General features: G+C 75.2%; 21 protein-coding genes and 1 tRNA gene. 12 read left to right on the forward strand and 10 right to left on the reverse strand.

The annotated features are described in order from the left end of the window. Window positions 1-87 precede the first annotated feature (87 nt). The 3 genes from ABKW28_RS10440 to ABKW28_RS10450 form a co-directional block, all read right to left on the reverse strand. Window positions 88-384, reverse strand: coding sequence for a WXG100 family type VII secretion target (locus tag ABKW28_RS10440; RefSeq protein ID WP_193669705.1), 297 nt, complete (start codon window positions 382-384; stop codon window positions 88-90). Window positions 385-426: 42 nt separating this feature from the next. Next, window positions 427-753: a WXG100 family type VII secretion target gene (locus tag ABKW28_RS10445; RefSeq protein WP_193669706.1), complete on the reverse strand. Its 327-nt coding sequence runs from the start codon at window positions 751-753 to the stop codon at window positions 427-429. 148 nt (window positions 754-901) lie between these two features. Continuing rightward, window positions 902-2,272: a hypothetical protein gene (locus tag ABKW28_RS10450; RefSeq protein WP_193669707.1), complete on the reverse strand. Its 1,371-nt coding sequence runs from the start codon at window positions 2,270-2,272 to the stop codon at window positions 902-904. Between the two features lie 120 nt (window positions 2,273-2,392). On the opposite strand from ABKW28_RS10450, the gene eccCa reads away from it, so the two are divergent. Beyond that, the gene (gene eccCa / locus ABKW28_RS10455) at window positions 2,393-6,454 is read left to right on the forward strand and encodes a type VII secretion protein EccCa (RefSeq protein ID WP_348609082.1); all 4,062 of its coding nucleotides are present in this window, start codon (window positions 2,393-2,395) and stop codon (window positions 6,452-6,454) included. A gap of 36 nt (window positions 6,455-6,490) precedes the next feature. Here the strand turns inward: eccCa and ABKW28_RS10460 are convergent, their stop codons facing one another. Further along, window positions 6,491-7,000 carry a nuclear transport factor 2 family protein gene (locus ABKW28_RS10460; protein WP_348609085.1) on the reverse strand — a complete coding sequence of 170 codons (510 nt, stop codon included), beginning with the start codon at window positions 6,998-7,000 and terminating at the stop codon, window positions 6,491-6,493. A 150-nt stretch (window positions 7,001-7,150) separates the two neighbouring features. Between ABKW28_RS10460 and ABKW28_RS10465 the strand changes: the two genes are divergently transcribed. Together ABKW28_RS10465 and ABKW28_RS10470 are read left to right on the forward strand one after the other, a co-directional pair. After that, window positions 7,151-7,411, forward strand: coding sequence for a hypothetical protein (locus ABKW28_RS10465; RefSeq protein ID WP_193669804.1), 261 nt, complete (start codon window positions 7,151-7,153; stop codon window positions 7,409-7,411). A 133-nt stretch (window positions 7,412-7,544) separates the two neighbouring features. Continuing rightward, window positions 7,545-8,072, forward strand: a complete 528-nt coding sequence (locus tag ABKW28_RS10470) for a LytR C-terminal domain-containing protein (RefSeq protein ID WP_193669708.1) — start codon at window positions 7,545-7,547, stop codon at window positions 8,070-8,072. A 22-nt stretch (window positions 8,073-8,094) separates the two neighbouring features. Here the strand turns inward: ABKW28_RS10470 and ABKW28_RS10475 are convergent, their stop codons facing one another. Further along, window positions 8,095-9,606, reverse strand: a complete 1,512-nt coding sequence (locus ABKW28_RS10475) for a potassium/proton antiporter (RefSeq protein ID WP_193669709.1) — start codon at window positions 9,604-9,606, stop codon at window positions 8,095-8,097. 78 nt (window positions 9,607-9,684) lie between these two features. Here ABKW28_RS10475 and ABKW28_RS10480 point away from each other — a divergent pair, with 78 nt between their 5' ends. The 4 genes from ABKW28_RS10480 (at window position 9,685) to ABKW28_RS10495 (ending at window position 14,590) form a co-directional block, all read left to right on the forward strand. Further along, window positions 9,685-11,172 carry an FAD-binding protein gene (locus ABKW28_RS10480; RefSeq protein ID WP_348609087.1) on the forward strand — a complete coding sequence of 496 codons (1,488 nt, stop codon included), beginning with the start codon at window positions 9,685-9,687 and terminating at the stop codon, window positions 11,170-11,172. Window positions 11,173-11,266: 94 nt separating this feature from the next. Then, window positions 11,267-12,499: a pyridoxal phosphate-dependent aminotransferase gene (locus ABKW28_RS10485; protein WP_348609090.1), complete on the forward strand. Its 1,233-nt coding sequence runs from the start codon at window positions 11,267-11,269 to the stop codon at window positions 12,497-12,499. Window positions 12,500-12,647: 148 nt separating this feature from the next. Beyond that, window positions 12,648-13,079: a hypothetical protein gene (locus ABKW28_RS10490; RefSeq protein ID WP_348609093.1), complete on the forward strand. Its 432-nt coding sequence runs from the start codon at window positions 12,648-12,650 to the stop codon at window positions 13,077-13,079. Further along, window positions 13,076-14,590, forward strand: a complete 1,515-nt coding sequence (locus ABKW28_RS10495) for a hypothetical protein (RefSeq protein ID WP_348609096.1) — start codon at window positions 13,076-13,078, stop codon at window positions 14,588-14,590. The genes ABKW28_RS10490 and ABKW28_RS10495 overlap by 4 nt, the downstream gene beginning before the upstream one ends. Window positions 14,591-14,593: 3 nt before the next feature. Here ABKW28_RS10495 and ABKW28_RS10500 read toward each other — a convergent pair whose 3' ends face one another. After that, window positions 14,594-16,003 carry a PQQ-binding-like beta-propeller repeat protein gene (locus ABKW28_RS10500; RefSeq protein WP_348609098.1) on the reverse strand — a complete coding sequence of 470 codons (1,410 nt, stop codon included), beginning with the start codon at window positions 16,001-16,003 and terminating at the stop codon, window positions 14,594-14,596. Window positions 16,004-16,224: 221 nt separating this feature from the next. On the opposite strand from ABKW28_RS10500, the gene ABKW28_RS10505 reads away from it, so the two are divergent. Genes ABKW28_RS10505 through ABKW28_RS10515 form a run of 3 tightly spaced genes read left to right on the forward strand, consistent with a single transcriptional unit; the run spans window position 16,225 to window position 19,089 of the window. Then, window positions 16,225-16,677 (forward strand): hypothetical protein, encoded by a 453-nt coding sequence (locus tag ABKW28_RS10505; protein WP_348609101.1) that lies wholly within the window; start codon window positions 16,225-16,227, stop codon window positions 16,675-16,677. Window positions 16,678-16,711: 34 nt separating this feature from the next. Continuing rightward, window positions 16,712-17,680 (forward strand): ESX secretion-associated protein EspG, encoded by a 969-nt coding sequence (locus ABKW28_RS10510; protein WP_348609103.1) that lies wholly within the window; start codon window positions 16,712-16,714, stop codon window positions 17,678-17,680. Continuing rightward, a complete protein-coding gene (locus tag ABKW28_RS10515; RefSeq protein ID WP_348609106.1) occupies window positions 17,677-19,089 on the forward strand; it encodes a hypothetical protein in 1,413 nt (470 codons plus the stop codon). Before ABKW28_RS10510 ends, ABKW28_RS10515 begins: the two co-directional genes overlap by 4 nt. A gap of 43 nt (window positions 19,090-19,132) precedes the next feature. Here the strand turns inward: ABKW28_RS10515 and ABKW28_RS10520 are convergent, their stop codons facing one another. Then, window positions 19,133-20,596: a VWA domain-containing protein gene (locus tag ABKW28_RS10520; RefSeq protein ID WP_348609108.1), complete on the reverse strand. Its 1,464-nt coding sequence runs from the start codon at window positions 20,594-20,596 to the stop codon at window positions 19,133-19,135. Between the two features lie 4 nt (window positions 20,597-20,600). Then, window positions 20,601-21,476, reverse strand: coding sequence for a MoxR family ATPase (locus tag ABKW28_RS10525; protein ID WP_348609111.1), 876 nt, complete (start codon window positions 21,474-21,476; stop codon window positions 20,601-20,603). A 36-nt stretch (window positions 21,477-21,512) separates the two neighbouring features. On the opposite strand from ABKW28_RS10525, the gene ABKW28_RS10530 reads away from it, so the two are divergent. Both ABKW28_RS10530 and ABKW28_RS10535 read left to right on the forward strand, forming a co-directional pair. After that, window positions 21,513-21,950, forward strand: coding sequence for a hypothetical protein (locus tag ABKW28_RS10530; protein ID WP_348609114.1), 438 nt, complete (start codon window positions 21,513-21,515; stop codon window positions 21,948-21,950). 40 nt (window positions 21,951-21,990) lie between these two features. Next, complete coding sequence (locus ABKW28_RS10535) at window positions 21,991-22,353, forward strand: hypothetical protein (protein WP_348609117.1); 363 nt, start codon at window positions 21,991-21,993, stop codon at window positions 22,351-22,353. A gap of 25 nt (window positions 22,354-22,378) precedes the next feature. On the opposite strand, the gene ABKW28_RS10540 is transcribed toward ABKW28_RS10535, so the two are convergent. Continuing rightward, a complete protein-coding gene (locus ABKW28_RS10540; protein ID WP_193669721.1) occupies window positions 22,379-22,912 on the reverse strand; it encodes a gamma carbonic anhydrase family protein in 534 nt (177 codons plus the stop codon). A 655-nt stretch (window positions 22,913-23,567) separates the two neighbouring features. Beyond that, a tRNA-Ser gene (locus ABKW28_RS10545) sits at window positions 23,568-23,655 on the reverse strand. Between the last annotated feature and the right edge of the window lie 52 nt (window positions 23,656-23,707).

Consider the following 23,707-nt stretch of genomic DNA (forward strand, 5'->3'; position numbering starts at 1 on the left):
TCTCGTCTCCCTCACCGGGGGTGTCGACCGGACGGTGATGCTACTGCGCCACGGCCCCCTGGTCGTGGGATCGTGCTCGGCGCTGGATCAGCCGTTGAACAGAGATGCGCCGCGCTGGTCGGCCGAGCGGTAGTCCTGGTTGGCCTGCGAGACCGCCAGGCTCGTCTTCTGCAGCAGGTCCTTCATCTCGAGGATCGCCTGGTCCCACTTGGCCTTGGCGACCGTGTAGGAGTCCTTGGCGTTGCCGACCCAGGCGCCCTTGAGCTCCTTGAGGTCGTCCTCGAGGCGGTTCATGCGGTCCTCGATCTGCTTGACCCCGGTGGCGAGGTCGCTCGCGCCGGTGTCGAGGCCGGCGTGGTTGACGCGGATGCCGTCGTTCATCATCGGTTGTTCTCCTGGTCCGTGGAAGGTGGGTCGAGGGGTGGCTCAGCCGTTGGGCAGCTGGCCCAGGCTGTTCTGCAGCGACGTCATGGCCGAGGACTGGGAGTCGTCGGTGGCCATGTTGTCCTTCTCGGTGGTGACCAGGTTCGACTCGAACTCGTTGAGGGCGCTGACGATCTTCTGCTGCTTCTCGCCCCAGGCCATCGCCAGCGTCTGGAAGGCCACCGACCCCTGCCCGCCCCACTGCGCGCGCATCGACTCGACGTTGCCCATCAGGTTCTTGCTGATGGCGTCGAACTCGCCGCGCGCCTGCGCGACCATGCCGGCCGCGCGGCTGAGGGTCTTCTCGCCCTGTCCGTACTCGTTGCTCATGTCCTGCTCCTCACCCCGCGCGGCGTCGCCGCTGCGGGAGTCTGCGTTGGGTGCGCTGGATGTTCGCTCAGCCTGCGGGCCGATACGTGTCTTCCTCGCGGACCCGGCATGGAGCTGTCGGGCAGTCCTCTACCCCCGTCTTTACCCTCTAAACGTCGGGGATGGTTTCCCACAGGCCGCGGAAGAAACCGGACGCCACGACCAGGGCGGCCAGGGCGAGCGCCGTGGACAGCCCCTCGGCCACCTCCGCCCGGCGCGCCCACCACGGCGAGCGCCAGCCGCGGCCGGTCGCCACGGCCACGACCACGACCAGCCCGGCGAGCACCACCGCGGCCAGGGCCAGCGCCATCCCCAGGGAGCCCTGGAGGGCCGGTGCGACGGACCAGCCCAACGCGGCCCAGCAGGTCAGCCCGGCGAGCCGCAGCAGCGCCCGGGCGGCGCGGTGCCGGTAGCTGCGCGCGGCCAGCAGCACGGCGGCCCCGGCGAAGAGCACCATCAGCCGGGCGCCCACGACGTCGACCTCGGCCTCGACGGAGCCGAGGAGACCGGTCGCGGCGACCGCGGCCACGACCAGCACGCCGGCACAGGCCGCCGTCACCGTCCGGGCGCCGGAGGCGGCCACGGCCGCCACGGCCTCGGGCGCGACCAGGGTGCGCCCTCGCCGCCCGGCAGGACGCTCGCGGGCCGACCAGGCGGTGACCGCCAACCGCTCGAGGTCGAGCAGGAGCTGGTCGGGCACGTCGACGGCCAGCCCCGGCACGAAGCGTGGTGCGAGCACGGCGAGGAGCAGCAGCAGGCCCCAGACCAGCGGGGTCGGGGCGCCGACGAGGGCACCGGCGACGGTGACCACGAAGACCCCCGCGCCGGTGACCACCCACACCCGCAGCGCCTCCTCCTGCGCGCGTGACAGGGCACGGCCCACGGCGGCGGCCAGGGCGGCGACCAGCGCGCTCACGCCCACGACGGTGGGTCGCAGCACCACCTCGGGCTGCCACACGACGGCGAAGGCGGCCGCGGCTGCGGCGGCCGGCGCCACCGGCAGGCGGTACGCCGCGAACCGCCCGACCGGCAGCACCGCCACGAGCGCGGCGAGCACGAGCACCCCGACGCTGGCCAGGTGCAGGCTGCCGTCGACGCGCGCGGCGCACCACCCGGCGAGGCCGGCCAGCCCCGCGGCCACCCCCACCCAGGCGCCGGCCCCGAGAGGCACGGTCGGGTCGGAGACGTCGGCGGTCGCGCCGGGGTCCTCGCCCGGCGCGCGCACGGGCGCCGCCGGTGGGTCGAGCGCCACCAGCAGCGCCCCGCTGCGCAGCCCCGTGCCCGCCAGCGGCGCGTCGGGGTCGAGGAGCCGGCCGTCGACGGTGCCCAGGGCGGGGACGCGGTGCAGGCCGGCCTGCGCGGCGTACTCGCGCGCGACGTCGGCGACCCCGGCCACCAGAGGGACGACCAGGTCGACCGCGCCGGCCGGCCCGTGCACCGTCAGCGCCACGCGCTGGGAGGCGTCCTCGCCGATCGACATGACCACCTCCGCTCCCGGTCGGGCGTCGTGCAGGACGGTTTGGCCCGTGGTGAGGCAGGGTAGTGCTTGGCGCGGGCGACGTGGCCACCCCAGCGCGTGCCCGGAGCAGCGAGGAGAGCAGTGACCACCACCTTGCGGGGCCCGCGCCTCGAGGAGCCGGAGATGCCCTCCGGCGAGATCCAGCTCCAGGCCCCGCCCGAGCTCGACCGCTCCGAGGGCGCGGCCGGCGTGCTGATGAACGCCATCCCGATGCTGGGCAGCCTCGGCTCCATCGTGCTGGTCGCCACCATGGGCCAGTCGTCGGGCAACGGCGGGCGCAGCTTCATCGCCGCGGGCATGTTCCTCTTCGCCACCCTCGGCTTCATCGTGGTGCAGATCGACCGGCAGCGGAAGCAGCGGGCGCAGAGCGTCACCGGCTCGCGCACCGAGTACCTGCGCTACCTGGGCAGCGTGCGCCAGGTGGCCCGTGACGCCGCCGACCAGCAGCGCCGGGCGCTCACCTGGCGCCACCCCGACCCCGCCGCGCTGCCCGCGCTGGCCGAGGACCGCACCCGCGTCTGGGAGCACGGTGCGGGCGACCCGGAGTTCCTGCACGTGCGCTACGGGCGCTGCAGCCAGGAGCTGGCCCTCGCGCTGGTGCCGCCCGACAGCGCCCCCATCGACCAGGTCGACCCGGTGGCGGCCTCCGCCCTGCACCGGCTGCTGGTGGTGCACCGCAACCAGCCCGACCTCCCGGCCTCCGTCGACCTGCGCGCCTTCGACCGGATCGAGGTCTGCGGACCCGACGAGCCGGCGCGCTCGCTGGCGCGGGCGCTGGTCTGCTCGGCGGTGACCTTCCAGTCCCCCGAGCACCTGGTGGTGGCGGTGCTGGCCTCCGAGCAGAACCTCGCCCACTGGGACTGGGTCAAGTGGCTCCCGCACGGGTTGTCGGCGCAGCGCTCCGACGCCGTCGGGGCGCAGCGCATGGTCACCACCTCGCTCGACGACCTCGCCGACCTGCTGCCCCCCGACCTCGGCGACCGGCCCCGCTTCGGGGCCGACGAGCGGCCGGCCACCCCGCACATCCTGCTGGTCACCGACGGCGTCGCGCTGCCGCCCGGCAACCACGTCGTACCGCCCGACGGGCTGCACGGGGTGACGGTCCTCGACCTGCCCACCCGGTGGGACGAGCTGGAGGACGCCACCCGGCTGCGCCTCGAGGTGGCCGCGGCGCCCGACGCCGCCGGCCGGCTGCCGCTGCTGGCGCTGCGGGTGCGCGAGGCGCCGGTGCGCGCGAGCGCCGACCAGTGCGACCTGGCCACCGCGGAGGCGCTCGCCCGCCGCCTCACCCCGCTGCACAGCACGGGGTCGGGAGGCTCGACCTCCGCCGCGGAGGCCGGCGCCGGCACGGGCGAGATCGCCGGGCCCACCGACTTCATGGAGCTGCTGGCGCTCGGCGACGTGCACACCCTGGACCCGGCGGCGGCCTGGCGGCCGCGGCCTGCCCGCGACCGGCTGCGGGTGCCGATCGGCCTGGGCGAGTCCGGCGCACTGGTCCACCTCGACATCAAGGAGTCGGCGCAGCAGGGCATGGGCCCGCACGGCCTGGCCATCGGCGCCACCGGCTCGGGCAAGTCGGAGTTCCTGCGCACCCTGGTGCTCGGCCTCACCCTCACCCACTCCCCCGAGCAGCTCAACCTGGTGCTCGTCGACTTCAAGGGCGGCGCGACCTTCGCCGGGATGGCGCAGATGCCCCACGTCTCGGCCGTGATCACGAACCTGTCGCAGGAGCTGACCCTCGTCGACCGCATGCAGGACGCGCTCTCGGGGGAGATGGTGCGCCGGCAGGAGCTGCTGCGCGAGGCCGGCAACTTCGCCTCGGTGCGCGACTACGAGAAGGCCCGCGCCGCCGGGGAGGACCTGGCCCCGCTGCCGTCGTTGTTCATCGTGGTCGACGAGTTCTCCGAGATGCTCTCGGCCAAGCCGGAGTTCATCGACCTCTTCGTGGCCATCGGCCGGCTGGGCCGCTCGCTGGGCCTGCACCTGCTGCTGGCCTCGCAGCGGCTCGAGGAGGGTCGCCTGCGCGGCCTGGAGTCGCACCTCTCCTACCGGATCGGGCTGCGCACCTTCAGCGCCCAGGAGTCTCGTGCGGTGCTGGGCGTGGCCGACGCCTACGAGCTGCCGGCCGTGCCGGGCCTGGGCTACCTCAAGCCCGACCCGACCAGCATGCTGCGCTTCAAGGCCGCCTACGTGTCGGGGCCGCCGACCGGCCGCGTCCGGGTGCGCCGCGACGAGGGCGGGCACGTGGCGGGCATCCTGCCCTTCACCATCTCGGAGGTCCAGCAGCTCGAGCTGCCGGAGCCGCTCGGGGAGGTCGCGCCGCCCGAGCCCCCGACCACCCGGGCCAGCGGCCAGGACGACACCCAGGACGGCACCCAGCTCTCGCTGCTCGACGTCGCCGTGGCCAGGATGCAGGGCCACGGACCCGCCGCCCACCAGGTGTGGCTGCCGCCGCTCGACGTGCCCGACACCCTCGACGACCTGCTGCCCGACCTGGTCGAGGACCCCGCCCTGGGCCTGGTCTCCCCGGCCTGGCGCCGGCTCGGCGGTCTCGCCATCCCCCTCGGCACCGTCGACCGGCCGCGCGAGCAGCGCCGCGACACGCTCACGGTCGACCTGGCGGGCGCCGCCGGCCACGTCGCGGTGGTGGGCGGCCCGCGCAGCGGCAAGAGCACCCTGCTGCGCACCATCGTGGCCAGCACCTCGCTCATCACCACGCCGCTCGAGTCGCAGGTCTTCGTGCTCGACTTCGGCGGCGGCACCTTCGCACCGCTGGTCGACCTCCCGCACGTGGCCGGGGTGGGCACCCGCTCCGAGCCCGACGTCGTACGCCGCATCGTCGCGGAGGTGCACGGCATCGTCGACCGCCGCGAGGCCTACTTCCGCGCCCAGGGCATCGACTCCATCGAGACCTACCGCGCGCGCCGGGCGGCCGGCCGGGTCGACGACGGCTACGGAGACGTGTTCCTGGTCGTCGACGGCTGGAGCACGCTGCGCGCCGACTTCGACGACCTCGAGCTCGCGCTGCAGCAGCTCGCCGGGCGGGGCCTGACCTTCGGGCTGCACGTGGTCGCGGGCGCGGCCCGCTGGTCGGACTTCCGCGCAGCGATGCGCGACGTCTTCGGCACCCGGCTCGAGCTGCGCCTGGGCGACCACATCGACTCCGAGGTCGACCGCAAGCTGGCGGCGCTCGTGCCGACCGGGCGGCCCGGACGCGGCCTGGTGCAGTCGAAGCTGCACTTCCTCGGCGCGCTCCCGCGCGTCGACGCGGACCACGACGGCGCCACCCTCGGCGACGGCATCGAGGACCTGGTGGCCCGGGTCCGGCGCGCCTGGACCGGACCCCGCGGACCCAAGCTGCGCCTGCTGCCGGACCGCATCGACCTCGCGCGGGTGCGCGAGCTGGCGCAGGTCGACCCCGAGCCCGAGCACGCCGCCAAGGCGGGCGGGCCGCTGCTGCTCGGCGTCGACGAGAAGGAGCTCGCCCCGGTCGCGCTCGACCCCGACACCGAGCCCCACCTGCTGGTCTTCGGCGACGGCCGCTCGGGCAAGAGCGCCCTGCTGCGCACCTACGCCCACGAGGTGATGCGCACCCGCAGCCCGCAGCAGGCGCAGCTGATCGTCGTCGACTACCGGCGCTCGCTGCTCGGCGAGGTGCCCGAGGAGTACCTGCTCAACTACCTCACCTCCGCGACCCAGGCGGGCCCGGCGCTCACCGACGTCGCGGCCTACCTGCAGCAGCGGCTGCCGGGTCCCGACGTCACCCCCGACCAGCTGCGCCACCGCTCGTGGTGGCAGGGCGCCGAGGTCTTCGTGCTCGTCGACGACTACGACCTGGTCGCCACCCAGCAGTCCTCGCCGGTGCAGGTGCTGGCACCGCTGATGGCCCAGGCCCACGACGTCGGCCTGCACGTGGTGCTGGCCCGGCGCTCCGGCGGCGCGTCGCGGGCGCTCTACGAGCCCGTGGTCCAGTCGCTGCGCGACCTGGCCATGCCGGGCCTGCTGCTCTCGGGCTCACCCGACGAGGGCCCGCTCATCGGCACCCTGCGCCCGACGCCGACCGCCCCCGGTCGCGGGCGGCTGCTGACCCGCGACCGCGGCACCGAGGTCGTGCAGACCGCCTGGACCGAGCCGACGCTCTGAGCGCGGGCGGTCGGGCCGCCGCCGGCACCGCTCGGGTCACACGTGCGTGTGCTCCCCCGGGCCCCGCACGCGCAGGCCCGGCAGGTCGGCGAGCCGGTACGTCGCCTCGTAGGTGCGGCGGTAGCCGGTGTGCGCGATCCGCCAGCCCTGCGGGGTGCGCACGTAGCGGTCGTCGTAGATCGCGGCGCCCTCGAGCATGAAGCCGTGCTCGGCGACGATCACCTTGTCCTGCAGGTACCAGCGGCCGGTGGCCAGCTCGCCGTGCACCTCGACCTCCGGGTGGTGCGCCTGGTGCAGCGAGATCAGGCCCGGGCCCATGTGGGTGCGCATGTAGTCGACCAGCGCGGCACGGTCGTCGAAGACCAGGCCGTTGTAGTCGCCGGTCGCGTCGGGCACGAAGCAGTCCTCGAACTCCTGCCACTGCTTGGTGTCGAGGCAGCGCAGGTAGCGGTGCTTGAGCGCGCGCACGTCCTCGAGGGCGTGCAGCCGGTCGAGCTCGGCGCCGAGGTCCCGCCCATGACTAGAACGCGTATCAGTTTCGGTCACGGTCGCAACCTACGACACCGACGTGGCGCAGGTCACGGCCTCCGGCCGAACCCGAAACCCCCGCGTCACCTGCCGTCAACACCCCGGCGACCTGGCGGGGCGAGGCTGGGACCACCCACCCGCCAGCGATGGCCGACCCGAGGAGAACTGATGACCCAGCAGCTCCGCACCACCCCCGACACCCCGACCCGCAGCACCCAGCCGCCGCCGCCCCAGCTCACGTTGATCCACGGCCGGCGCGACCCGGCCCTGGAGACGGCGCCGGACCCGGCCCGCGAGCGGGCCCGCGCCAACGCCCTGCGCGACCGGCACTCCGAGGGGCTCACCCGGCTGATGAGCGAGCGCGCCGACCTGCGCGGCGTCAACGCGCTGGCCGACCTGGTCGACGACGCGGTGCGCTGGTCGGTCTGACCCGCGACCCCTGCGACGACCCCTGCGACGACCACTGCCGCGACCACTGCCGCGACCGCGCGCTCGGAGGCGCACCCGGGTCCCTCGTTACACTCCCGGGTGTGACCTCCGAGCGCGTGGACCCCGTGGGCCGATGACCGAGATCCCGGCCGCGGCCCGCTCCGCCCTGACCCTGGCCGTCCTGGGCCTGCTCCTGGTCGTGGGCGTCGTCTGGGGCTGGTCGGCGGCCACCGAGCCGCTGCCGGAGACGACCGGCTCCTCCGAGGGCTGCACCCCCACCACGCTGGGCCCCGGCGACAAGCTCTACCCCGACCAGGTCGAGGTCAGCGTGCTCAACGCCGGCAACCGCGGCAGCTTCGCCGCCCGGGTGCTGTCCCAGCTCTCCGCCCGCGGGTACGCCGAGGGCACCAGCGGCAACGCCCCCGGCGACGCCGAGGTCGAGCGCGTGCAGGTCTGGGCGCCCGACCGCAACGCTCCCGAGGTGCGTCTCGTGCTCTCGACGCTGGGCAAGAAGGTGCCGGTGGTGGACCGCGAGGTGACCGCTCCCGGCGTCGTGGTCGTGGTCGGCGACCGCTTCGACAAGGTCACCAAGGGACGCAAGCGGATCAAGGTCCAGGACGAGGTCGAGGTCTGCGTCGCGCCGCCCCCGACCGCCGGCTGAACGGCGACCTCGAGCGGCGGGCTCAGCGCTCGCGCTCGTCGTCCTCGTGCAGCCACTGCGCCAGCCGCCCGCCGCGGCTGACCTGGCGCAGCCGCGACTCGGTGCGCTCGCGGACCTTGCGGGGCGTGACCACCAGCAGCTCGTCGCCGTGGCGCAGCGACGTCGAGCGCTCCGGCACCAGCGTCGCACCCTCGCGGATCACCAGCGAGACCGAGGCCCCCGGCGGCAGGCGCAGCTCGCCCACCTCGACGCCGTGCAGGCGCGAGACGGGGCTGATGGTGATCTGCAGCAGGTCGGCCGCGATCCGCTCCAGCGGCGCGGCCTCGAGCTCGAGGTCGCGCGGCTCGGAGCGCCGGGCGACGCGCAGCAGCCGCGCCACCAGCGGCAGGCTGGGGGCGGTGACGACGGTGAAGACCACCACCATCACGAAGACCAGGTCGAAGAGGCGCTCGGCGCCCTCGACCCCCTCCGACAGCGGGATCGTGGTCAGCACGATCGGCACGGCGCCGCGCAGGCCCGCCCAGCTCATGAAGGACAGCTCGCGCAGCGGCATCGGCTGCACCAGGGCGCTCACGGCCACCGAGACCGGCCGGGCGACCAGGGTCAGCAGCAGCCCGGCCGCCAGCGCGAGCCCGACCGTGTCGAGCGTGATCCGCCCCGGGCTGAGCAGCAGCCCGAGCACCACGAACAGCCCGATCTGGCTCAACCAGGCGACGCCCTCGGCGAAGGAGCGGGTGGCGGCGCGGTGCGGCAGCTCGGAGTTGCCCAGCACCAGCCCGGCGACGTACACCGCCGCGAAGCCGCTGCCCTGCAGCACCGCCGCCGAGCCGTAGCCCAGCAGCGCGATGGACAGCACCGCCAGCGGGTAGAGGCCGGCGGTGGGCAGCGCGACGCGACGCATCAGCCAGGCGCCGCCGAAGCCGGCGACCAGGCCGACCGCGATGCCCAGCACGAGCTGGCCCAGCACGATCAGTGCCACCACGCCGGGGTGGTGGTCACCGACGGTGCCGACGGAGATGAGCGTGACCAGCACGACGGTGGGTGCGTCGTTGAAGCCCGACTCGGCCTCCAGCGCGCTGCTGACGCGCCGCGGCAGCGGCACCACCCGCAGCACCGAGAACACCGCGGCCGCATCGGTGGGCGAGCAAACCGCGCCCAGGAGGACCGCGAGCTCCCAGGGGAGCCCGAGCAGGTAGTGGGCACCCACGGCCACCACGGTGATCGAGACCACGGTGCCGATCGTCGCCAGCGACAGGCCCAGGCGCAGCACCGGCCGGGTCTCGCGCCAGCTGGTGGTCAGGCCGCCCTCGGCCAGGATGATCGCCAGGGCCGCGAAGCTGAGGACCTGGGCGAGCATGGCGTCCTCGAAGGGCACGCCGATGAAGGACTCCCCCAGCAGCACGCCCATCAGCAGGTAGACCAGCAGGCTGGGCAGGCCGGCCCGGCTGGAGAGCCGCACCGCCAGGATGGCGAGCAGCAGCACCGCGGAGCCCACGAGGACGAACTCGTTGAGCGCCTGGACGTCGATGGTCATCTCATCCGATCTGGACGGTGGGCCGCGAGGTCGCAGCCTACCGTCGCCACAGACTGGAACATGTTCTAGATTTGGCCCATGGACAGCCCCGGCACCACCATCCCCGCGACCATCCCGGCCGCCGGCGTCCCGCCCGACGCCCCGGCGTACGACGTCGTGGTGGTCGGCTTCGGCATCGCCGGTGGCTGCGCGGCGCTGGAGGCCGCGCGCGCCGGGGCGCGGGTGCTGCTGCTGGAGCGCGCGGCCGTGCACGGGGGCACGTCGTCGATGTCGGGCGGGCACTTCTACCTCGGCGCCGGCACCGCCGTGCAGCGCGCGACCGGCCACGACGACACGGTCGAGGACATGGTCGCCTACCTGACCGCCTCGTCGAAGGCCCCCGACGAGACCAAGATCCGCGCCTACTGCGAGGGCTCGGTGGCGCACTTCGACTGGCTCGAGGCGCTGGGCTTCGAGTTCGAGCGCTCCTACTACCCCGAGAAGGCCGTCATCCAGCCCGGCACCCAGGGCCTGATGTACACCGGCAACGAGAAGGTGTGGCCGTTCCGGGAGCTCGCGCGCCCGGCGCCGCGCGGGCACAAGGTGCCGGTCGCCGGCGACACCGAGGGCACCCGGCTGGTGATGGACCTGCTGCGCGAGCGGGTCGAGGAGGCCGGGGTCGAGGTGCGCTACGAGACCGGCGCCGCCGCGCTGGTGCTCGACGGGGCCGGGGTGGTGCGCGGTGTGGGCTGGCGCAGCTTCGACCGCACCGGCGTGGTCCTGGCCGGCGCGGTGGTGCTGGCGGCCGGCGGCTTCGTGATGAACCCCGACATGGTCGCCGAGCACACCCCGGCGCTCGGCGAGAAGCTCTTCACCCTCGGCTCGACGTACGACGACGGGCTGGGCATCCGCCTGGGCCGCTCGGCCGGCGCGGCGCTGCAGCACATGGACGAGCCGTTCATCACCGCGCCGGTCTACCCGCCGGCGACCCTGCTGACCGGGGTGATCATCAACAACCGGGGCGAGCGGTTCGTGGCCGAGGACAGCTACCACTCCCGCACCAGCCAGCACGTGATGGCCCAGCCGGGCTCCGAGGCCTACCTCGTGGTCGACAGCGAGCACGTGGAGTACCCCGACTTCCCGCTCGCGCCGCTCCTCGACGGCTACGAGACCCTCGAGGAGCTCGAGACGTCCCTGGGCCTGCCCGACGGGTCGGTGCGCGCGACCCTGGCCCGCTACGACGAGCACGCCGCGCGCGGCGAGGACCCCGACCTCCACAAGGCGCCGCAGTGGCTGGCGCCGCAGTCGGTCGGACCCTGGGCGGTCTTCGACCTGCGGCTGGGCAAGGCGCTCTACGCCGGGTTCACGCTCGGCGGCATCGCCACCGACGTCGACGGCCGCGCCCTGCGCGACGACGCCTCCCCCGTGCCCGGGCTGTACGCCGCCGGCGCCTGTGCCTCCAACCTCGCCCAGGACGGCAACGGCTACTGCTCGGGCACCCAGCTCGGGGAGGGCTCGTTCTTCGGCCGCCGCGCCGGCCTGGCCGCTGCGGAGCTGGCCCGCAATGGTTCATCGGGGACCCGATGAAACTGGCGCTGCCCGACTGAACCTTCGTGCGGGTGACGCTAGATCCATCGGGCACCCGATGAACCTCCCGGCCGCCTGACCTAGCCTCGGGGAGGTGAGCCAGCCCGAGCCGCCTCCCGTCCAGCGCCTGCAGGTCGCCTCGCGCGCCAACGTGCCGCCCTTCCACGTGATGGACCTGCTGGAGGCCTCGACCCGCCGCCAGCGCACCCACGGCGACGTCGTCAACCTGCTGGCCGGGCAGCCCAGCACCGGCGCGCCCGAGCCGGTCAACGCCGAGGCGGTGCGGCTGCTCGGGTCGGGCGACCCGCTCGGCTACACCCCCGCGACCGGGGTGCTCGAGCTGCGCGAGGCGATCGCGGGCCACCACGCCCGCGCGCACGGCGTCGACGTCGACCCCGACGAGGTGGTGGTCACCACCGGCAGCAGCGGCGGGTTCCTGCTGGCCTTCCTGGCGGCGTTCGAGGCCGGCGACGCGGTGGCGATGGCCCGGCCGGGCTATCCCTGCTACCGCAACGTGCTGGCGGCGCTGGGCTGCGAGGTCGTCGAGGTCGGCACCGGGCCCGGGACCCGCTTCCAGCCCACCGTCGAGCAGGTCGCCTCGCTGCACGCCGACCTCGCCGCCCGCACCGGCCGCGGACTGCGCGGGCTGGTGGTGGCCAGTCCGGCCAACCCGACCGGCACGATGCTGCTGCCCGAGGAGCTGGCCGCGCTGGCGCGCTGGTGCGAGGAGCACGGCGTGCAGCTGATCTCCGACGAGATCTACCACGGCATCGAGCACGCCGTCCTCGACGGCGGCCCGCGCCTGGCGCGCTCGGCGTGGGAGACCAGCCGCGAGGCGGTCGTCTTCTCCAGCTTCAGCAAGTACTTCTCGATGACCGGGTGGCGGATCGGCTGGATGCTGGTGCCGCAGCGGCTGCGCCGCGCCGTCGACGTGCTGACCGGCAACTTCACGATCTGTCCGCCGGTGCTGGCCCAGCGGGCCGGGGTCGCGGCGTTCTCCGAGGCGTCGTACGCCGAGCTCGACGGCCACGTCGCGCGGTACGCCGACAACCGCCGCGAGCTGCTCGAGGGCCTGCGCGGGCTCGGCGTCACCGGGCTGGCCCCGGCCGACGGCGCGTTCTACGTCTACGCCGACGTCTCGCACCTGACCGACGACTCGATGGCCTTCGCCCACCACCTGCTGGCGACGACGGGCGTGGCGCTCGCGCCGGGCGTCGACTTCGACACCGTGCACGGGCACCGCTCGCTGCGCTTCTCCTTCGCGGGGCCGCGCAGCGACGTGGAGACCGGTCTCGCGCGGCTGGCGCCCGCCTTCTCGGGTCGCTGAGGGCCGACTCCCGACCCGGGCACCGGGTCCCGTCGCCCTCGACAGGGGACCTCTCCCGCGCGGTCCTCCACAGGCGGGTCGGCAGCACTGCCAGCGTCCGGCTCCCGCGGCCAGCATCGGGGGACCGTCCTCGACCTCGGGAGGCCCCGTGACCGCCGACCCCGCCGCCATCCGCCACCTGGCCCGCGAGCTGCGCGAGCAGGGCACCGACATCCGCGCCGAGGCCGACCGGCTGGTCGCGCTGACGGTGGCGGCCGGCTGGCAGGGACGCGCCGGCGAGGCCCTGCAGGCGCGGGTGCGCGACCAGGCAGCGGCCCTGCGCCGCGCGGCCGCGCGCCACGACGACGCGGCGGACTCGCTCGAGCGGCACGCCGCGGTCGTCGAGGAGCGGCTGGCGCTGCTGCTCGCCGCGCAGCGCCGTGTCGGTGAGCTGCTCGACGCCGCCGGTGAGCTCGCGGGAGGTCTGCCCGACCTCGTCGAGCGCTTCGTGCCACCACCTCCAGGCGACCCGGGCTGGCTCGGCGTCGACGTCGACGCCCTGGCCCGGGCCCTGGACGCCTCCTCGGGGAGCGCGAGGTGACCGGGTCCGACGGCGCCGTCGTGGTGTCGGTGACCGGCGGCGTCACCGGGGTGTCGGCGACGTACGAGCGGCTGCTCGCGCTGGCCGTGACCCTCGAGGCCGCCGCCGAGCGGATGCGGGCGTGGGCGGCGGACGGCGCGAGGGTGCTGGTCGACGGCGACCTCCTGGCCTCGGGGCTGCTCGCCCCGCTCAGCCTCGCCGAGGCCGAGGTGGCGGTGGTGACGGCGACGACCGGCCCCGACGGGGTGCTCACCGAGTCCGCCGGCTGGTGGCTCGACGCCGAGGCGCTGCGCCTGGCCGTGCGGCTGCTGCAGGAGGCCGACGAGCTGGCCGGGCACTCCCTCGCCGCCATCGACCACGCGCTGGGCCGCGCCCTGGGCCAGACCCTCGCCGCCGGCGCCCCGCTGTGGGTGCCGGCTCTCGCCGGCGGCCTCACCACCGCGGCACTGCTGTGGCCGCAGGTGCCCGGGCCCGGCCGCGACCACCTGCTGGAGCGCCTCGACGGCGAGGGCGACGACCTGCAGGAGTGGGTGACCGAGCACCCGCGACTGGTCGAGCGGCTCGCCGCCGGGGGCGGTGGTCTCGTCGACGGGCTGCGGGGCGCCGGGCTCCCCCTGGGCCCGGCGGCACCGCTGCCGCCCCTGGGCCTGCTCGGGCTGCTGGGCCCGCTGCCACCCACCCGTGACACGGCCGCGGCGGCCCGGCTGCTGGCCAGGGCCTACGCCCCCGGGCGCCCCCGCACCCGGGCGCTGCCCGGCGTGACGGTGCCGGCCTCGGCCCAGCGGCCCGGCAGCGTCGAGGACCTCGTCGAGCACCTCGCCCAGCTCAGCGAGCTGTCGGCTCCCGGGCGGCCCGACATGAACGGCACCATCGAGGTGCAGAGCTTCACCGGCGACGACGGGGTCGCGCGGCACGTGGTCTACCTGCCCGGCACCGACGACATGACGACCTGGCCGTGGACCCAGGACGACGACGTGCGCGACATGGGCGCCAACCTGGCGCTGGTCGGCGACCAGCCCACCGCCTACGGCGCCGGGGTGCTCGAGGCCATGCAGGCGGCGGGGATCGGCCCCGACGAGCCGGTGCTGCTGGCCGGCCACTCCCAGGGCGGGCTGCAGGCGGCCCAGCTGCTCGACGAGCAGCACGGCTACCGGGTCACCCACGTGGTCACCGCCGGCGCCCCCGTGGCCCACCTGGGCCCCTTCCCCGACGGCAGCCACGTGCTGTCGCTCGAGCAGCGGGGCGACGTGGTGCCGCTGCTCGACGGCGCGCCCAACCCCGACTCGCCCGAGCAGGTGACGCTGACCTTCGAGGCCGGGCCGCTCGCCGGCCGCGACGTGGCCGGCCACCACGGCTTCGCGGCGTACGCCGCCGGCGCGGCCGCCGCCGACACCAGCACGCACCCCGGCGTGCAGGAGCAGGTGCGCAGCCTGCACGAGTCAGGGTTCCTGGGCGCCCAGCCGCCCGACGGGGTGCGGCACGGCGTCTACCGCATCACCCGCGAGCCGTGAGGATCAGCGCAGGTGGCTCTTGCGAACCACGCCGTTGCGCACCCGCTGGGGATGGTCGCCGACGCTGGTGGTGCGCACGACCTGCCCGGTGCGGTAGGAGACCTTGGAGACCTCGTCGGTGCCGCTCCAAGAGATGTAGCAGTGCCTGCCGTCGTGGCTCGGCGTCACCCAGTAGGGCTTGCCGCCCTCGCGCACGACCAGGTCGGTGCGGCGGAAGGAGCGGGCGTCGACGACGGTGACGTAGTCGGACATCGTGCCGGCGACGCAGATCCGGCGACCGGCCGGGTCCATCGCGATGCCGTGGTGGGCCGAGTCGAGCAGGTAGAGCTCGCGGGGCAGGTCGGGCACCAGGTCGGGCAGCCGCTTGACCCGCACGATCTCGCCGCTGCGCCGGTCCATCTGCACGAAGCCGTGCATGAACGAGAGCTGGAAGTAGACCTGCTCCTCGTCGGGCGAGAGCGTCAGCGGCCGCACCGCGGTCGAGGCGTCCTCGAGCCCCGCGGCGTCGAGGGCGGCGCGCAGGTCGTAGCGGCGCACGACCTCGTAGGTGCGCGCGTCGACGACCTGCAGCACCCGCTCGTCCTTGGTCGGGTCGAGCGCGGGCTGGTCGAAGGGCGTGTAGACCATGCCGATGCTGGCGTGCAGGATGCGCCGGCCACCGTCGATGTAGACGCTCTCGTGCGGGGAGCCGCCGGACTCGAAGCGGCCCACCTCCGCGCCGGTGCGCACGTCGAGGGCGTGCACGACGTTGCCGGTGGAGGCCGAGACGACCACGGTGCGCCCGTCGGGCGAGAGGGCCATGTGGTCGGAGCGGTAGCCGTCGACGGCGAAGCGCCACACGATCTCGCGGGTGCGCAGGTCGATCGCGACGACGTCGGCGAACGAGGGACGCGAGACGACCAGCAGCCGTCCGTCGTTGGAGGAGTACATGTCGTCGACCAGCTGGTCGTGGCCCTCGCCGATGAACTGCTGGATGGCGGCGTAGAAGGCCAGCCGCACCGGGTTCGAGAGGATCTCGCCCATCCGCTCCTCCCGGTCGGGGACGACGTCGACGCGCGCGATCCGCTTGAAGGAACCGGGGCGCAGCAGGTCGGCGGTGCCCGCCCAGTTGTTGCCCACGAAGACCACCCGCCGCTTCGCGCGCCCGACCCGCACGGTCTGCGCGGCGCCGCGACCGGCGTCGGCCCGCGCGCCGTCGAGCGTCACGGCGCCCGAGTCGGTGCTGGGGACGGTGCTGGGGACGGTGCTGGTGACGGTGCTGACGACGGTGGCCGCGGCCCCGGCCGGCGCGCTGCCGGCGAGACCGGCCACCGGTCCGGCGGCCAGCGCCAGCGCGAGCGCGGTGCGGGCCAGGCGGCGCGCGGGGCTCGGCCCGGCGGGTCGGCGGGCGGGCAGGCGGGTGGGCAGCGACATGGGGGTCCTCTCGCAACGGGCGCGGCACCCCTCCAACGAGCGCGGTGTGCCGGCGGTCACGCCTCCGGGGGTGATCGCCCTCACGTCAGGCGGGGGTGGGCACACTGTCCGCAGCGCACCGGCGTGCCGGCGCCGACCGGTCTGGTCCGGCGTTTGCCCGCCAGGGGCCGGGGAAGGGTCCCAGCGACCATCCCGGGCCGCGAGCAGAGCAGGGAGGCGACGTGCACGGCGACACCGACGTGATGCGCAGGCGCGTCGCCCAGCTGCGCGAGCAGGGCGGCGACGTGCGTGCGCTCGCCGACCGGCTGGTCTCGCAGGCCGAGACCGTGGCCTGGAGCGGACGGGCGGCGGAGTCGATGCGCGAGCGGGTCCGCGAGCGGGCCGGGCAGCTGCGCGCCTGCGCCGGTCGCCACGACGTCGCCGCCGACGCCCTGCAGCGACACCTGCAGGAGGTGGAGCGCGTCGCCGAGCTGATCGCGGCCCGGGAGCGCCGGGCCCGCTCGCTGCGCGACGAGGCGCGCGCCCGGGTCGACGCGGTGCTCGCGCACGCCGAGGCCGACCGCGAGCTCGGCGTCGTGCGCGAGCCCGACGCCGCTGACCGCCGGCTGGTCGAGTGCGACCTGCCGCCCACCGGGCACCGCGACTGGCTCGACCTCGAGCTGCCGGGCCTGTGACCGCACCCGTGCCCCCGACCCCCGCGAGGACCCCGTGCCGACCGTCGACCTGAGCAGCCCGCCCCCGGCGCCCCCGGCGGCCGAGGGCAGCCTCCACGCACTGCCCCGCCGGGTCACCCTGAGCCTGGCCGAGCTGCGGCACGTCGCGCGGGCCGCGGGCGGGGCACCGCTGCCCTTCGAGACCGCCGAGCGCGTGGCCCCCACCCTCGAGGGTCGGCTCGGACGGCTGCGCGGCGGCGCCGAGGACGCGGCGTACGCCGCCGCGCTGGGCTCGCTGCACGACCCCGCCGACAGCCTGGCGCGCCGAGGACTGCTGGACGGCGACCGGGTCGACGACGGCCTGGCCGGCGCGGTCGGCCTGCTCGCCACCCCCGAGGTGGCCCTCGACCTCGACCTGGCCGTCGGCACGGCCCGCGCCCGGGCCTGGCACCGCCAGGCGGGGGCCGCGGTGGCCAACCTGGCCACCGCCGACGGCCTGGTCTTCGAGCTGGCCTGGCTGGGCGTCGACCAGTGGCCGCTCGAGCTGGCCCGCGTGGCGGTGCTGCCCGAGGACGTCGCGACGGCGCCCAGCGGGGTGCCGGCCGTGCTCGAGGCGCCCTACGAGCTGCTCGACACCGCCGGCGAGGCGGCACGTGCCGGCCGACCCGACCTGCTGCCGGTGCTCGTCGCCCAGCACCTCGGCGCGCTGCGCGACGAGGACGGCCGGGCGCTCGACGAGGCCACGTCGGCCGCCGCCCTGACCGCGCTGTCGCAGGCGTCGCGGGGACGGTTGCGGGCGCTGGTCGCCGACGTCTCGGGCCCGCGCACGACCGTGGCGGGCGTGGTGTCGTGGGTGCTGCTCGCCGACGGGTGGCACGCGCTGCGCCCCCGCGGCGACGACGCGGGCCACCGCGTGGAGGTCGCGCGGGTGGAGCCCGCGGGCCTGGCCACCGACCTGGCCCCGGTCCTGGCCCGGGTGCAGGACGAGACACGGGGCCGGGCGCAGGGCGAGGTCGGCGCATGAGCGAGCCGCCCGACCTCGACGAGCGCGCCGGCCTCGACGACAAGTACGAGCAGATGCTGCACCTGGCCGACCTGTTCTCCCGCGCCGGCGGCGACCTGCGCTCCCGCTCCGGGCTGGGCCCCGAGGTGCTGGACGACCCCGACCTGGCCGACTCGGAGCCGCTCTCGCCGGCGACCTGGCGCGAGGCCGAGGACGAGGTCCGCGCCGCCACCACGGGCCGCGGCGGGCTGGTCGGCCGGTCGGTCGAGCTCGACGCCGACGCCCTCGTGGTGCGCGCCACCGTGCTGACCTACCGCTGGATCGACGACCTGGCGAGCGCCGCCTACGAGACGCTGGGCGCCATCGCCGGGCGGGCCATCGGCTACCTGGCGCCCGAGGTGGCGCTCGGCGGGTCGATCGTCTCGGCCGGCCTGATCGAGACCGACGCCGCCGACCGCGACGAGGTCGCGGGCTACCTGGGCGAGCTCGCCGGGATGCACCCCGCGCTGATGGACCACGTCAGCAGCGGTGGCGGCGGGCTGCTCGACTCGCTGCAGCTGCGCTCGCTCCTCTCGGTCAGCGCCCTCGCCCGCGACGACGCACCGCTGGCCGCTGCCGCCGGGCTGCGCGCGCTGGGCATCGAGGACCTCGGTCTCGACGTCGGGTCGGCGGCGCGCGACATCGCCGGCGGGCTCCTCGACGCCGACGCCGACGCCGACGCAGACACCGACACCGACGCCGCGACGGGCCGCAGCACCGACGACGGCGGGCCGGACGAGGCTGCCGAGGCTGCCGGGGCTGCCGGGGCGCCCCGGGGTCTCGAGGAGCTGCTGGTCAGGTTGGTCCACGCCCGCAGCAGCGTCGAGGTGCGCGCGGTCGGCGGCGGCCGCTTCGTCGCCTACCTGGCGGGCCCCGACGCCGGTCGACGCGGGCCGCTCCGGCTCGTCAGCGGCGACCGGGCGGCGTACGCCGACGTGGTGGTCGGCGCGCTCGAGCGGGCGGTGCGCGGGGTGCCCGACGCGCGGGTGATGCTGGTGGGCGGCGCGCACGGCGGCGCCACCGCGGCCGAGGTCGCCGCGGGCGTCGCGACCGGCGCGGTCCCGGCCTCGTTCAGCGTGGAGCAGGTGGTCACGGCGGGGGCGCCGGCCGCCCAGGTGCCGCGCATCCCGGCGCCGACCCGGGTGCTGAGCCTCGAGGACCGCTCCGACCCGGTGGCGCTGCTCGGCTCGCTGGTCAACGCCGGCGCCGAGAACCGGCTGACCGTCGTCTTCGACGCCCGGGTGACCTCCGGCGATCCCGACGCCGGGGCCGGGCACGGGCGGCGGGGCCAGGTCTACGTCGCCGGTGGGCGGGCAGCCGACCGGGCCCGCCACGCCCCGGTCGTGGCCGAGCTCGAGCGGCTGCGCGCCCTGGGCTACCTGGCGCGCTGACGGGCGGGCTGCCGGGCGGGCTGCCGGGCGGACCGGGTCCCGCTCAGAGCAGGTCGTGGACCAGCTCGGAGAGCTGGGTCAGGTTGCGGCACTCGACCATCGGCACCACGTCGGCGTACCTGCTGGCGGCCGAGTCGCCGGTGTCCCAGTGCCGGCGGTGCTCGGGGTTGAGCCACCAGGCGTGCCGGCACTGCCCGGCGAGCTCGGCGAGGGTGGTCAGGGCCAGGTCGGAGTAGTTGGAGCGGGCGTCGCCCAGCACCAGCAGGGAGGTGCGCGGGCCGATCGCGTCGGCGTGCTGCTCGGCGAACTTCTCGATCGCACGGCCGTAGTTGGTGCGCCCCCACAGGGCCGCGTGCGAGGCGCTGGCCGCGAGGTCGGCCATCACGTCGACCACGTCGGCGCCCGGCTTGAAGTGGTGGGTCACCTCGTGCACGTGGTCGATGAAGGTGAAGGCGCGCACCTTGGTGAACTGCTCGCGCAGCGCGAAGACCAGCAGGAGGGTGAACTGGGCGAAGTTCGCGACGCTGCCGGAGACGTCGCACAGCACCACCAGCTCGCTGCGGTGCGGGCGCTTGGGCTTGTGGTGGGTCGTCAGGGGCACGCCACCGGTCGACACCGAGGCCCGCACCGTGCGCCGGAAGTCCAGCGGGCCGCGCCGCTGGGCGTGGTGCTCCTGGGTCAGCCGGGTCGCGAGCCGGCGCGCGAGCGGGTAGATCTCGCGGCGCATCTGCTCGAGGTCGGTGCGCCGCATCTGCAGGAAGTCGAGTCGGTCGATGGAGGGGCGCAGGGCGGTGCGGGCCACGTGCTCGGCGCCCTTCTCCTCCCCGATCCGGCGGCGGGCGTCGGCCTCGACCCGGCGGGTGAAGCCACCCACCCGCTGCGCCGCGGCGCGGCGGGCCTCCTCGTCGCCGCGGCCCTCGGCGAGCAGCCCCTGGACCAGCCGGTCGACGATCTCGCCGGGCGCGACGCGCTGCAGCGCCGTGTAGGCCGACCAGGACGACAGGCCCGGTCCGCGCCCGGGCATGGCACCGAAGCGGCCCACGGCCTCGGCGGCGAGCCGGGCCAGCTGCTGCTCGTCCCCCGCGGTCATCGCGGCCTCGAGCCGCTCGCGGAAGTCGCGCAGCGCCTCGGCGTTGTCGCGCGCCCCCGGCACGTCGCCGTCCTGCGGGCCACCGGCCGCGGCGTCGGCGTCGCCGCCCTCGCTGTCCTCCGGGCCCGCCTCGTCGGCGCCGAGCCGGTCGGCGCCGTTGCCGACCAGCGGCGGGAAGTAGAGGTCGAAGAGCGCGTCGAAGGTCGGCCGCTGGGCGTGCCGCTTGACCACCGCGGCGGCGTACCCCTCGCGCACCACGGCGCGGTCGTCCCACGGCAGCGCCGTCAGCACCGCGACGGCGTCGAGGTCCTCGGCCAGCGAGACGGGCAGGCCGGCCGCGCGCAGCGCCTCGAGGAAGGCGATGTGGCGGTCGAGCAGGCCGGACCTGGCCTCGTCCTGCGGGTCGGGGGTGGGCATCGGCTCAGCGCCCGGCGCGGTCGAGGCGCAGCTCCTTGACCGCGCGCTCCTGGTCGGAGACGTGCTTGAGCACCACGCCCAGGGTGGCGTTGACCGCGTCGTCGTCGAGGTCGCTGATCTCGAGGGCGATCAGGGTGCGTGCCCAGTCGACGGACTCCGCGATCGAGGGCGCCTTCTTGAGCTCCAGCTCGCGCAGCCGGGCCACCATCGCCACCAGCTGGGTGGCCACGGCCTCCTCCAGGCCAGGCACCTGGGAGACGACGATCTCGCGCTCGCGCTCGGCGTCGGGGTACTCCAGGTGCAGGTAGAGGCAGCGCCGCTTGACCGCCTCGGAGAGCTCACGGGTCGCGTTGGAGGTCAGCACCACGAAGGGGCGGCGCACCGCGGTGACGGTGCCCATCTCGGGGATGGTGACCTGGAAGTCGGAGAGCACCTCGAGCAGCAGGCCCTCGACCTCGACGTCGGTCTTGTCGACCTCGTCGATGAGCAGCACCGTGGGCTCCTCGCGGCGGATCGCGGTCAGCAGCGGGCGGGTCAGCAGGAACTCGTCGGTGAAGATGTCGTCGTGGGTCTCGTCCCACGTGGCGTCGCTGCCCTGGTTGGCCTGGATGCGCAGCAGCTGCTTCTTGTAGTTCCACTCGTAGAGCGCGCGCGCCTCGTCGAGCCCCTCGTAGCACTGCAGCCGCACCAGGTCGGCGCCCGTCGCCCGGGCCACCGCCTTGGCCAGCTCGGTCTTGCCGACCCCGGCCGGGCCCTCGATCAGCAACGGCTTCTCCAGGGCGCCGGCGAGGTACGTCGTCGTCGCGGTGGCCGCGTCGGTGAGGTAGCCGGTGGCGCCCAGGCGGTCGGCGGCGTCGGACGGCGAGCTGAACCAGGTCATGGGCCCATCCTGTCCCACCCCCGGACCAGACCGGCCGTGACCCGGCTCACCAGGACTCGTTGGACCGGTGTGCCCGCCTCCCGCACCGGCCTCGCCCGCACCGGCCCGGCCTCCACCGGTCTCGCCGCCCCCACCGCGCCGCGCGGGGTGCTGCGTGGGCTGCGGGCCCTGCGGATGGGCGCCCTGGCGGCGGTGCTGAGCGTCGCGGTCGCGGCGCACGTGCGCGCCGAGACCGCCCCGCCGCCGGTGCCCAGCGAGATCGGCGCCGCCCAGCTGGAACGGCTGATGAGCGACCACCGCTGCAGCCCCACGGGGTTCGCCGACGGCTCGCTGCCGGCCGCGGCGCTGCTGCGCACCGAGCGCGGGCAGCTGCGCGTGGTGGGGTTCGCGCGCGGTTGGCAGGCCCACGAGGGGATGCTCCCCGGCACCCTGGTCGCGGTCTGCCTGGGCACCCGGGCCGTCGAGCGGTCCTGAGCCCGGCGACGCCCACCACCGTGCTCGTAAAGTGAAGACGATGAGTGCACCGAGGTCCCCCGGCCCCGTCGCCCCCGCCCCGCTCGCGGGCCGGCGACGCCTGCTGGGGGTCGTGAAGCTCGGGGTCGTGGTGGCGATCATCGCCGTCGTCACCGGCACGATCGTCAGCGGCACGACGCCGTCGCGCGCCCCCGTCGACCCGCGCAGCGACCGTCTCACGAGTCTCATGGCGGCCTACGACTGCTCCACCACGGGTCTCGACGACGGCGTGGTGCCTGGCTCGGCCGTGCTGCGCTCCCCCGAGGGCGCCCTGCGGATGGTCACCTTCGAGCGCGGCTGGGCGTCGTACGACGGCAGCCGGCCGGGCACGCTGGTCGCCGTCTGCGCCGCGCCCCTGCCCTGACGCGAGACCGCGGCCGGGTGCCCGGCTAGGCCGTCTCGACCCGCTTCGCGCTGGTCGCGTGGTGCTTGGCCAGCTGCTGGTAGCCGGCGGCGTTGTGCTCGACCCACTGCTGGGAGCTGGTGCCCTCGATCGGCTTGACCACCTTGCACGGCACGCCCGCGGCCACGACGCCCGCGGGGATCCGGGTGCCGGGGGTCACCACCGACCCGGCGGCCACGAGCGTGCCGCCGCCGATGTGCGCCCCGTCGAGCAGCGTCGAGCCGTTGCCGACCAGCGCCTGCTCGCCGACCTCGGCGCAGTGCACGACGCAGCCGTGCCCGATCGTGGCGTTCGGGCCGATCGACAGGTGCTCCCCGGGGGCGGCGTGCAGCACCGAGTTGTCCTGCACGTTGGTGCCCTCGCGCACCACGATCGAGCAGACGTCGGCGCGCACCACGACGCCGTACCAGATGCTGGCGTCCTTCTCGACGACCACGTCGCCAATCAGGGTCGCGGTGGGGGCCACCCAGGCCTCGGGGTGCACGGAGGGACGCTTGCCGTCGAGCTCGAAGAGGTTCACGGGGCACATCCTGCCCGGGGTGCCCCGCCCCTGTTCGGGAGTGTCCGGGATGTCCCGACCCCACCGTGGCCGTCCCCCGCGCTGGTTGTACTGGTCCACCACGTCCCAACCGAGGAGAGACATGCGCATCCTGCTGGTCCTGCTGAGCACGACGCTCGGCGCTGTGCTCCCGCTGAGCGTCGGCGGCGTCGCCGAAGCCGCCCCGAAGCCCACCACGGGCTCGTGGCAGTGGTGGAAGAACGTCGACTGCGCCAAGGGGGAGGAATGTGTCGGGGCCTCGCACCTGGTCGGCTTCAACGTGCCGTCGGCGCGCAAGGTCGACCTGCGGGTCGCCGGCGCGCGCTGCGCGGACACCATGGTCTCGGCCGACCTCGCCGACCAGGCGCCCGTGCGGATCAAGAAGGGCACCGTCCGGACCGCTGTGGACTTCGACCAGCACGAGACCACCTACACGCTGCGGCTCAAGATGACCTTCAAGAGCGCCAAGCGCGCGAAGGGGTGGTCCGCATCAGCGGCGGCGACTGCGACGACACCCGCACCAGCTTCGTCGCGCGGCCGGGTGGGTACTACCTGCGCGTCGGCTGAGCACCGACCGGCGCTCGCCCCGGACAACGACGAACGCCCCGGAGCGGTGCTCCGGGGCGTTCGGTCCAGCTGGCGGTGGCGGTGGGATTTGAACCCACGGTGGGTTGCCCCACACATCATTTCGAGTGATGCACCTTCGGCCTCTCGGACACGCCACCGCCGGTGAATGTACCGGAGGCGCCGCGCTCGGGCGAAATCAGTCGGGCACAC

Source organism: Nocardioides sp. 31GB23, assembly GCF_040012395.1.
Lineage (GTDB): Bacteria > Actinomycetota > Actinomycetes > Propionibacteriales > Nocardioidaceae > Nocardioides > Nocardioides salarius.